At 37.0% G+C, this 10354-nt stretch carries 8 protein-coding genes; all 8 read left to right on the top strand.

Annotated features, from left to right (window positions below):
• The first annotated feature begins 272 nt into the window (after positions 1-272).
• The 8 genes from RQ893_RS01590 to RQ893_RS01555 all read left to right on the top strand — a co-directional run bounded on the left by RQ893_RS01590 (position 273) and on the right by RQ893_RS01555 (position 10349).
• A complete protein-coding gene (locus RQ893_RS01590) occupies positions 273-3230 on the top strand; it encodes a hypothetical protein (protein WP_311481312.1) in 2958 nt (985 codons plus the stop codon).
• On the top strand, positions 3227-3646 hold the full coding sequence (locus RQ893_RS01585) for a hypothetical protein (protein WP_311481311.1): 420 nt from the start codon (positions 3227-3229) through the stop codon (positions 3644-3646). Before RQ893_RS01590 ends, RQ893_RS01585 begins: the two co-directional genes overlap by 4 nt.
• 195 nt (positions 3647-3841) lie before the next feature.
• Positions 3842-4861 (top strand): hypothetical protein, encoded by a 1020-nt coding sequence (locus tag RQ893_RS01580; protein ID WP_311481310.1) that lies wholly within the window; start codon positions 3842-3844, stop codon positions 4859-4861.
• Position 4862: 1 nt separating this feature from the next.
• Positions 4863-5390, top strand: coding sequence for an FIVAR domain-containing protein (locus RQ893_RS01575; protein WP_311481309.1), 528 nt, complete (start codon positions 4863-4865; stop codon positions 5388-5390).
• A 76-nt stretch (positions 5391-5466) separates the two neighbouring features.
• Entirely contained in the window at positions 5467-6555 is a 1089-nt protein-coding gene (locus RQ893_RS01570) for a transglutaminase domain-containing protein (RefSeq protein WP_311481308.1), read from the top strand.
• Between the two features lie 1236 nt (positions 6556-7791).
• Entirely contained in the window at positions 7792-8262 is a 471-nt protein-coding gene (locus tag RQ893_RS01565; RefSeq protein WP_311481307.1) for a PTS glucose transporter subunit IIA, read from the top strand.
• Positions 8263-8307: 45 nt separating this feature from the next.
• Positions 8308-9126, top strand: a complete 819-nt coding sequence (locus RQ893_RS01560) for a Cof-type HAD-IIB family hydrolase (protein ID WP_311481306.1) — start codon at positions 8308-8310, stop codon at positions 9124-9126.
• Positions 9123-10349: a diphosphate--fructose-6-phosphate 1-phosphotransferase gene (locus tag RQ893_RS01555; protein WP_311481305.1), complete on the top strand. Its 1227-nt coding sequence runs from the start codon at positions 9123-9125 to the stop codon at positions 10347-10349. The genes RQ893_RS01560 and RQ893_RS01555 overlap by 4 nt, the downstream gene beginning before the upstream one ends.
• Positions 10350-10354: the final 5 nt, after the last annotated feature.

The following is a 10354-nucleotide window of genomic DNA, read 5'->3' as shown; positions in this document are numbered from 1 at the left end:
CCCCCTTTGAACGGAGCAGTTATGTCAATGACTGAGAAAATATAATAGATGCAGTTTATCTCGGATAAACAAAATAAAAAGATGATAAGTTCAATCTCGGATTGAAGAAAAAAAGATGTTATTCCTGGAATAATAGACTCACTTAGTGAAAAAAAGATTGTTTCTTCTCGGAAGAAAATCTTTCTCAAATCATTGAAATTTACTGCTTTATTGACAAATGGGCTTTAATAGATTATAATTATTAGTAAGATTAAAGCTCATGAGGAGATTATATGAATAAGAAATTGCTTGCTAGTCTTTTGACTTTGGGGCTTGTTCTGAGTCCTGGTGCGGGATTTGTGAATGAGTCTTTGGCTACTGAGACTAGTAAAGAAGAAAATAAAATAGAACAAATTAGCGACCCACTGGTTTTGTTGAGGGCATATGTGGGTGAATTTGAGACAACTAAAAAAACTGAAGCATACCGTCTAGCTAGTGGTGAAGTCCGTAATAATATTGACAAACTTATGGCTGAAGCTAAGGCTTTTGTTGATCAAACAAACCCTGATATGGGCAAAGCAAGAGAATATAAAGATGATATCGACAAGGCTAATAATGAGCTTGTGAATAGTGCTAAGGTTAATTTGGAAACTCTCAAGAGAAATATTATCATTAGTGAGAAGTTTTTGAAGAATAACTCCAAAGATGGTAAGAGCGGAGAGGTTCAAAAGCTTTATGATGACCTTTCAGCAAGGGTTGATATTAGCAAGAAAGCTCTTCAAGAAAAGAATATTGTTAGATTTTATGGCGATAATTTGATAGATCAGGCCAAAAGTATACAAGACCTTTTTGACAAGGCAAAGGCACCAAATGCCTACGATTACAAAGAAGAATATAAACCAACTGATGACGATATAGCTAAGCTTGATGAAGAAATCAAGGAAGCTGGCAAGGAAATTACGAATCAAGACCTAAAAGATTTGGCGGCTGATATTAATGCTATGGTCAAAGATTATGATACTTTTACCAAAGACATTACATTCGGTGCAGCTAGCGATGATAAAAAACAGGATTATCAAACAGCTTATGATAAGCTCAAGACTTATGGTGAAATAAATAATGAAAATTATCTAGATGCCAAAAATGCTCTTAAAGACCTAGTTGAGGCTAGGAAAAAAATAGATGCGACTACTCCAAACCTCAATACTGGCAAGGCAGCAGAAAAAGACACATCTAATCAAATAATTGAAGCTATCAAGAAATTAGGTGGCTTTGTCAAGGAAAAGGACGAGGTCCTAAAAAATCTCAAGGACAAATCTCTTGCTAAAAGCTATGAGGAAAAGATTGCCCTTGCTATTACCTACTGCACAAATCATGCAAGTGGTATAAGGAGAGACCTTGAGACTTATAATAAGCTTTTAAAAGAGATTGAAGACCTCAAGGCTAAAATCAATAAATCTAAGGCTGGCGAGGAAGCTATCGAAAGATATAATATCGATGAATTAGAAAGATACAAGAAATTTGGAGAAAGCCTAAAAAAGACCGATTCTTACAAAAAATCCTCTACTAGCAAGCAAATAAGGTTAGATGATGCTATCAAAGAGGCAGAAAAGATTATAAAACGTTATAAAGACAATCCTAAGGGTGTGACCAGTGATGAGATATCAAAGGCAAAATATCGCCTAACCGAAGTCTTTAAGGAATTTGATTATAGTATAAATGACTATACTGACAAGAAAAGTGCTAGGGAAGCTATGAAAAAACTTCTAGACAGTACCGCCTACCTAAAGCTTGACCAAATTTATGGCAAGGATGAAAAAGAGGCCAAGGATGCCTATACCAAGGCCAGGGCCAAGGCGGCTGATCTTGTAAATGACTATAGCAAGGCGAGTCTTGATGATATGAACAAGGCTTACAAGGATTTTAATGATTCTGTAACAAAACTTGCTGAATTTTTGACAAAGAGGCTCAAAAAATTAGTTGATGATAATTATTATTTCAAGAGCTCTAAGAAATACAAGGATGCAGAAGTTGACTACAAGATGAATGGGGCTATTGCCAATTACCTAAGCCTTATAGCTGAGTCTGAAAAAGAGCTTAACAAGAGTGTGCCAGATGCCAATGTTTTAAACATTTTGTATAAAAAATTGGTTGACGCAAGATCTGAGATAAATGGTGATATTACAAGCCAGGCTAGGAAATTATCCGCAGCTATCTTAGACTTTGATGATTTTAAGAATTCGGCTGATTTTGCGACTGCTGCTAATGGACTCAAGGGCAATCTTTCTGAGGCCAGCAAGCTTTATCCAAAATATATAGCCATAGCAGAAAATATTAAGAAGGCAAATAAGCTTGATAGTGAGGAAGCTAAGGATATCCTTGATTTAATCGAGCATACGAGGGACTTTATCGAGGGCAAAATCACAGAGGATAAGTATTTAGCTAATAAATATTACCACACCCTAAAGATTATCAAAAACCACAAGGACTATAAGAATATCAACCAAGCTTCAAGGATTAGGCTGGAAAAGGCTTTAAAACTTTATGAAGAAGAAGGGGATGGTCCAACAACCTTAAAGACCCTTAAAGAAGTCATGAATGATGAGGCCATCAAGAAGTTTAATGATAAAATCGAAATAGAAACCAACCCTAATTATACAAGGGATAAGCTTCTTACAGACCTAAATGAATTGATTAATGGTGATAAAAAACTAAAAGAAGGTAGTTTCAAATACCAAAAGGCTCAAAAGGTCCTAAGAGATGCTTATGATCTTGCCTTGAAGGAAGCTAAAGATTTTATTGAGAATAACAAGAAGCCAACCGAAGCTGAGGTGAGGGCTGTCTATAATAAGCTCTTAGATGCGAAAAACAAGTTGGATGGGGATAAGTTTGAGAAATTGACCTTTGACCTTGCGGCAAGGTTTAAAAAAGATCAACTAAAGATAGGCAATCCAGAAGCAAGAAAGGCTATAGCTGCTAAAATCAACGCCCTAGGCCAGGATGATAAGACTATGGATGATGCTTTGAAGGTTGAAAAAGAATTGAATGATTTAATAAATCCAAAAGCTGTAACAACTACTACCCTAGCACCTAATGGCGGTGTTAAAACATCAACTAGCCCTATTTCCACAGTGACAAATCCAGGTTCTATTGTAAAAACTGGTATAAGGGGAATGTCAAAAGTGGCTGGGATATTGGTAGTGGCTGCTGGAATATTAGTATTTATAAGAAAAAAAGGAGATAGAAAATGAAATTAACTAATAAAAAAATCATCGCTGCACTTTTAATCGCTGCAACTTTTACAGGTTGCGATAGCCTAAAGAATAAGCCAAAGGATGCTGAAGAAAATAAGGCAGAAGAGAAAGTAGCAGAAGAGAAAGCGACAGAAGAAACAAGCAAAAAAGAAGGCAAAGAAGATGCAGAAAATACTGGCTCTACAGAAGGAGCTGAGGGCAAGGATGCTGCTGAAACAGACAAGGGTTTATCAGAAAAAGAGCAACTAGAAGATTCTATTTTTACTAATAGGGTACAGGCTAGAGCTTGTGAAATTCTTTTGCAAGAAGCATCTGATAGTTTGACAGATGAAACAAAAGAAAAGCTTCAAGAATTAATGGATGAATCAAACCAATTAATCGAAGAAGCTGAATCCCTTGTTGATCAACTATAAGGCAAAAAAGGCCAGTGCAATAGGATAAAGCCCAGTCTAGGGCTTGCCTAGCCTTGGTAGGCTAGAAAGCAAGCTAGGATTTCTGAGTCAAAGACTATTTATCCAAGCTTTGCACAGGCTTTTTTTATCTTTGATAAATAGCCAAAAAGAGTATATTATAAGAAAGAAATACTTATTTTATAGAAAGGTTAAGCTATGAAGAATAATAATATTAAAAAAATAGTCCTAGCCCTAGCGTTAGCATCTGTTGCCCTTGTTCCTAAGATAGATAAGGCCTATGCGACAGAAGCAACTACTAGCGAGCAAAGTTATTTCGATATATATCAAGATTTCACAAAAACTATAATCAAAGCCAGAGAAATAAAGAAAAATTATAAGTATATCAATGCCGATTTTTATTACCAAAGAGGTCTAGATGAAGACCTAAAGGCGGCTGAATCATTAGAAGAAAAGGTAGCAAAGAGTGCTCCAAATGATGAGGCTAAGGCAAATATGGAAAGCCTAACTAATAACCTAAAATTTGCTATTGATGCCTTAAATGGTGAAAAAGTTTCAATCAAGGAATTGTCTGACTTATTAGAAGAATACGAAACTTTTATAAAAAGTGATGCCTTCACCAATGCTACACTCAAGCAAAAAAGTGCTTACATTGATGCTCACGACAAGGCTAGAAGCTATAAAATCCTCTATGGTAGGAATGAAGATAGCCTAGAAAAAGTAAAGGTTGATGAGCATACCAAGGCTATGAAAGATGCCAAGGCTAGTATAGAAAATTCTTATGAACCAGTAAAAAACAAGGGTGTTCTAAAGGCAGAAATTGATAAATCAGTTATATATAGGTATAAAAAAGATCAGTACACAGAAAAAAGTTTTAAAGCTTTTATGGCTGCCTTAAAGCTTGCAGAGACAAGCATGGAAGATAATTCTAAGATGAAGTCTGCCAGAGAATACCAAGAGATAGCTGATTCTTTACAAGCAGCAAGACTTGCCCTAGTAGAAGAAATAAGTGAAGCTAATAAGGAGCAAATCAAAAAGCTTGAAGAAGCTATCATAGAAAATGGAGTAACTGTTAGGGCAGTAAATCTATTGTTTGAAATCTCTCCAAATAAGGTAGAGGATGTTAAAAGTAGACTTTTAGTAGAACTTAACGAATCTAAGAAATTACAACAAGAAGCTAGGGATTTACTAGCTAAATTAAAGGGGATAAAAGGATAGGATGAAAAAATTAATCAAAAAACTATGCTTGAGCCTATTTGTGGCTAATCTTATGTGCCTAGGAGCTGGTAATTTAATTCAAAAACCAGCCTATGCAGCAGAAGAAAGCGATGATATTAAGTATAAAATTCAAAGAGAACAGCTGACCTTAGCTGTTAATGATATGCCAAAAGTTGTTGGCAGCGAAGCTTATAATACCTATGCTAAAAGCAAGACCAAACTTGCCTACCAACAAGCAATAATGGACGGTCAGGCAATCCTAGATAAGGGAAATGATGCAAAAATAGAAGAGTTAGCAGGGGCAACAGCCAATATCAACAGTGCTAAGGCAGGTCTTAGCCGTGATATAAATGATGCCCTCACAATCAAAAGCTTAAAAGAAGCTGTAAGGGAAAGTAAGATTACTATTGATGCAGTAAAAATTCTTTTGGAAACAGCTCCAAATAAGGTAGCGAAGGTAAGAGGACAACTTTTACAGCTTATAAAAGATTCAGAAGCAGTAATAAGAGAAGCTGAAGCTCTTTTATAAAAACTAATAACTAGCAGAGGTAAATTGATTTTTAAAAATTATATAGACTCATGCTAGTTATTTTTATGGAGAAAATATGAAAAAAATAAAAATAATCGTCCTAAGTCTGGCATTGGCCCTAGTATTTTTGCCTAATAGAGCCCATGCTTCTGTGGAAAGTGAAAGGATAATCATAGAAGCCGACCTATCAGCCCACAAAGAAATCCTTGCAAAAACTAAGCAAGCCATAAAAGATGGCAAGATAAAGCTTGCAAAGGACAAACTAGATAGGCTCAAAGCCCTAATAGAATCAACAGAGGAAATCCTAAATGAACTCGAAGATTTAAAAAAGAATTACAGAGATAATATTAGAATTAGAAAAGAGATAAGAAGCCACCTTCAAAACAGGGATACATATTTTAGTGTTGATATAGGAAGGGTAGCTACAAACAAAGAAATATCCGAATTATTCCTAGATGTGGCAAGGGAAGATGACTATTTCTACTATGGTCAATATGCTTCAACAAGGATAGATACTGCCTATAAGCCTAACAAGTCAAAAACTGGAGCTGTTTATATAGAAAATGCCAAATTTGACGTAAAATATAGGGTTGACATTGACATGGAATATGCCAGCAAAAAATTTGTAAAAAAATGGGTAGAAGAAAATATTGACCCATATCTTACAGAATATGCCAAAGTTAAGGAAATTCACGACTTTATAGTCAAGAAAAATTTCTACAACAAGGGAGATGGTGACGAGGAAAGTGGGGGAGTGTCAATCTATCATCCAGCATCAATAATCTTTGGCAACGGAGGAGTCTGCAACGCCTACGCCACCCTTTTTGACCTAATGGCAAAGCAAGCAGGTCTAGAAACAAGGTTAATCACAGGCAAATCCCTAAAAACTGGCGAAGATCATATGTGGAATATGGTAAAAATCATGGGCAACTGGTACCACATAGACACAACATGGGATGATCCAATAATAAATTTCAATGATAAGGATATAGAAAATATTCAGGACTTTGTAATCTATGATTACTTCCTAAAATCAGATGCAGAAATCAAAAAATCCAGAACCATAAACGAAAGCGAAAACCGCCCTAAAGCCCCAAACAATTTCCCAACTAGCCCAAAAAATTCAAAAATAGAAGAAATTGACGGAAAATATTATGTGAGGTAAGAAACCAGGTTTCTTAAAAACTTCTTTTATTTTGTTAATCCGAGATTGACCGTATCATAAATATTTTCTCAGTCATTAACATAACTGCTCCGTATCTGGGGGAACCCCAAGGGGGCTTTCCGCATGCCCCCTCATCGGGTTCCCCCAGGCCCCCTTTCTGTTTCACCCCCAGGCGGCCCCTATAGCGGGGAGCATGAACAGTAGATTTCCTTTGGAAATCTTTTTTTGGTAGGGTTTACGTCTTCGTTTTACTTGTTCTATCCTATAACTTTTTAAAATCCCAAGCCTCCTAAAAATTGCAATCTCGTCTAACTTGTGTCTGACTTTTGAAATTCGTTCACAGTAGTTACATAGTCTTTATTCACAAGTGACTGTCAGTGCAATTTTCTTCACGTAGTCTTGGGATTTTAAAATACTTGGTCTTGAGTTTTTAAACTCTTCGTATAAGAATAACCTCAAAACCAGCAATGTTTGGCAAAGCCAAACGAGCCGAGCAAATCTGAAACCTCGAGACCAAATCTCTCCTTTATCGGGAATGATTTTTAATCTAGGGTTGCGTTAAGAAAACTGATGGCAAGCCTGTCCGGCTCGTGGAGGACTGAGCGTTAGCGAGTTATCAGTTTTTAGCAACCCGCAGATTAAAGAATCTCTGGGGATATACATAATCTCATACGAAGGTGCCCCCCTACTAAAGTGGTTTGCCGTAGGCAAACTTCTGGTTTCGCACTCCGCTAAGGAGCAGTTGGGGGTGTAGGTCTCCACGAGCCGACGGGCTTGCTTGGTGTTTAAGGGGAGGCTGGTGAGGGGGATTTTGCCCAAGCGGCTTAGAGCGCTGCCGCCCCCTCGGGCCTCCCCTTAGAACGAAGATTGAATTCTAAATAGAAAAAATAATTTAATTTATAAGATTACGAAGAGAAAAAACTAAATAATAATATTATCTTGGATAATACAAAACGTTCCCTAGGGTTTCCCCCTTAGAACGAAGATTCAATAGTAAATAATAAAAAATATAATAATACAAAATTAATATTAAAATTAAAGTTTAAAGAAAATATTCCTGGAATAATAGACTCACCTAGTGAAAAAAAGATTGTTTCTTCTCGGAAGAAAAAATAAGTTATCTTGGATAATATCTCCCCATCTTTTATGGTATAGTAGTAATAAAGAGTTATTTTTTGAGTCTAGATTTTATTTGAGGGGTTGCCCTTTTGGATTTTATATAGGAAAGAGGATTTTATGGCTGATTTTGATAATAAATTATTTTTTGCACCTATGACGGGTGAGGTTTTGGATCTTACTGAGTGTTCGGACCCTATTTTTGCTCAGGGGATTGTGGGGGCTGGTGTTTTATTTTTGCCTAGGGATTCTAAAGTTTATTCGCCATGCGCTGGCAAGGTTTCTATTGTGGCTAATGGTAGGCATGGGCTTGCTATTAAAAATCCAGAAGGCTTCCAGGTTTTAATTCATATTGGGATTGATACTGTTGATATGGATGGTGATGGTTTTAAGACTTACATAAAAGTTGGCGATGAGGTGAAGCCGGGTGATCTTTTGCTTGAGTTTGACCTTGAAAAGATTAAAGCTTGTGGCAAGAGTATCCAGTCGCCTGTTGTGATTACCAACCCTGCTATTAAGAAGGTTGAGAGGCTTTCGACTGGTGTGGTTAATTATGGGGATGAGATTTTTAGGATTTGCGAACCCAAATAGAAAAGAATTATAAAAATAGAAAAGAAAGAATAAGTTAGGAGTTATATGAGAAAATTAATTGCACTTGATGTTGATGGAACTTTGGTTAATAGCGAGGGAGTGATTACGGAGAGGACTCGCAAGGCTTTGATTGCCGCAACTAAGGCAGGCCATGAGGTGATGATTGTTTCTGGTAGGCCTACTTTTGGTTTGAGAGACCAAGCGAGAGCCTTGGGATTTGATAAGTTTGGTGGAGTTTTGTCTTCTTATAACGGTGGTCAGCTTTATGACTTCAAGGAAGGAAAAATCCTTGCCAACCATCCTATGGACTATGACTTAGCCATGGAAATACTTGATTTGTCAAAGTCTTTGAACCTTGAAATTATGGTTCCTCATGGAGAAGTGATTATAACTGATAGGGCGGATAATTTTTATTCTAATCGTGAAAGTGGCATGCTCAATATGGAAGTGAAGGAAATCGCTGATATCAGAGACAGCCTTGATTTTGCACCAAATAAAATACTTTTTGCCCAGGATCCTGACAAACTTGATGAGCCTTGTGCCAAGCTTAGGGAAAAGTTTGGGGATAGGACCGAGCAGGTCAAGTCGGCTAGGTTTTATTATGAGGTTATGCCTAAGGGCCTTTCTAAGGGAAATTCTATCCTTGAAGCTTGTAAGATTTTTGGTATAGCCAGGGAAGATATCATTGTTTTTGGTGATGAAATGAATGATGTGTCTATGTTTGAAGTAGCAGGCACAGGGGTTGCAATGGGCAATGCCGTTGAGTCTATCAAAAAACTTGCAGATTTTGTGACCAAGACTAATAATGAAGATGGAATAGCTTATTATCTAGAAAATTTTGTACTCAGCAAGGAGGATAAATGAATCTAATTGTAGCCCAATCAGGCGGGCCAACTTCTGTTATCAACGCATCTTTGGCGGGAGTTATCGATAGCGGTATTGATAATGAATTTGAGAAGATTTTTGTTTCAATGAATGGGATTGAGGGAATTATTAATGAAAATATTAGGCTGGTGGATGCTGAAATTTTCACCAAGGAGAATATGAGTAAGAAACTAAAGGCTAGACCTGCTTCTATCCTTGGTTCTTGTAGGTTTAAGCTCGATAGCGACCTTGATAGCCCAGTTTATGAAAAGATTTTTGATGTTCTAGAGAAAAATGACATTGGCCTTTTTGTTTATATCGGGGGCAATGATTCCATGGATACAGTCAAAAAGTTAAATGCCTACATAGCCTATAAAAAAATCGATGGTATCAATGTAATTGGCTGTCCAAAGACTATTGACAACGACCTAGAGGGGATGGATCATTCTCCAGGTTTCGGCTCTGCTGCAAAGTATATAGCATCTACTTTGAGAAGTCTAAGGTGTGATGTGGATATTTATGACCTAGAAAGCGTGACTTTTGTAGAAATCATGGGCCGCCATGCAGGTTGGCTTGCTGCATCAAGCCTTATTGCTAATTACTCTTATCCAAAAGAATTGGTCAATCTCTTGTATATACCAGAAGATGAAATGTCTATTGATGAGCTCTTAGAAGATATCAAAGAGGCATTGAAGAAAGAAAAAAACTTGCTTGTAGCTATGGCTGAAGGTTTTAGAGATACAGACGGGGTCTTGTCTGAAGAAGTTTTTACCAATACCAAAGATGGTTTTAACCACCCAGTTGTTTCTGGTGTTAGCCAAAGGCTGGCTGATTTGGTAAGAAATAGGCTAAATATCAAGTCTAGGGCAGTGGAGCTAAATATTGTTCAAAGGTCAAATACTTTGATTTCTGCAACTGATTCCAAGGAAGCTTACAACCTAGGCTATAGGGCTGTTGAAATCGGAATGACAAGGACCAATCTTGTCCCAGTTTTAAGGAGAATAGACAGCGAGGACTATGAGGTTTATTATACAGAAGTCAGCCCAGATGAGATAGCCAATAGGGAGATGAAAATCCCACAAGAATGGCTTGTTGACAAGAAAACTCTCCAAGAGAAAATCCTAGCCTACGCTCTTCCACTAATTAAGGGCGAAGTTGAACAAGTTTACGAAAATGGCATGCCAGTTTTTGTAAAAATCGAAGATTTTACTAGGGAAATATAAAAAAG

Origin of the sequence: uncultured Anaerococcus sp., assembly GCF_963510915.1 — a bacterium.
Taxonomy (GTDB): Bacteria; Bacillota; Clostridia; order Tissierellales; family Peptoniphilaceae; genus Anaerococcus.
This window is presented reverse-complemented; position numbering and strand designations above follow the sequence as displayed.

Coding starts and splice junctions, on each gene's coding strand:
- RQ893_RS01560 (WP_311481306.1), top strand. CDS start 8,308: ATGAGAAAATTAATTGCACTTGATGTTGATGGAACTTTGGTTAATAGC.
- RQ893_RS01580 (WP_311481310.1), top strand. CDS start 3,842: ATGAAGAATAATAATATTAAAAAAATAGTCCTAGCCCTAGCGTTAGCA.
- RQ893_RS01570 (WP_311481308.1), top strand. CDS start 5,467: ATGAAAAAAATAAAAATAATCGTCCTAAGTCTGGCATTGGCCCTAGTA.
- RQ893_RS01575 (WP_311481309.1), top strand. CDS start 4,863: ATGAAAAAATTAATCAAAAAACTATGCTTGAGCCTATTTGTGGCTAAT.
- RQ893_RS01590 (WP_311481312.1), top strand. CDS start 273: ATGAATAAGAAATTGCTTGCTAGTCTTTTGACTTTGGGGCTTGTTCTG.
- RQ893_RS01585 (WP_311481311.1), top strand. CDS start 3,227: ATGAAATTAACTAATAAAAAAATCATCGCTGCACTTTTAATCGCTGCA.
- RQ893_RS01555 (WP_311481305.1), top strand. CDS start 9,123: ATGAATCTAATTGTAGCCCAATCAGGCGGGCCAACTTCTGTTATCAAC.
- RQ893_RS01565 (WP_311481307.1), top strand. CDS start 7,792: ATGGCTGATTTTGATAATAAATTATTTTTTGCACCTATGACGGGTGAG.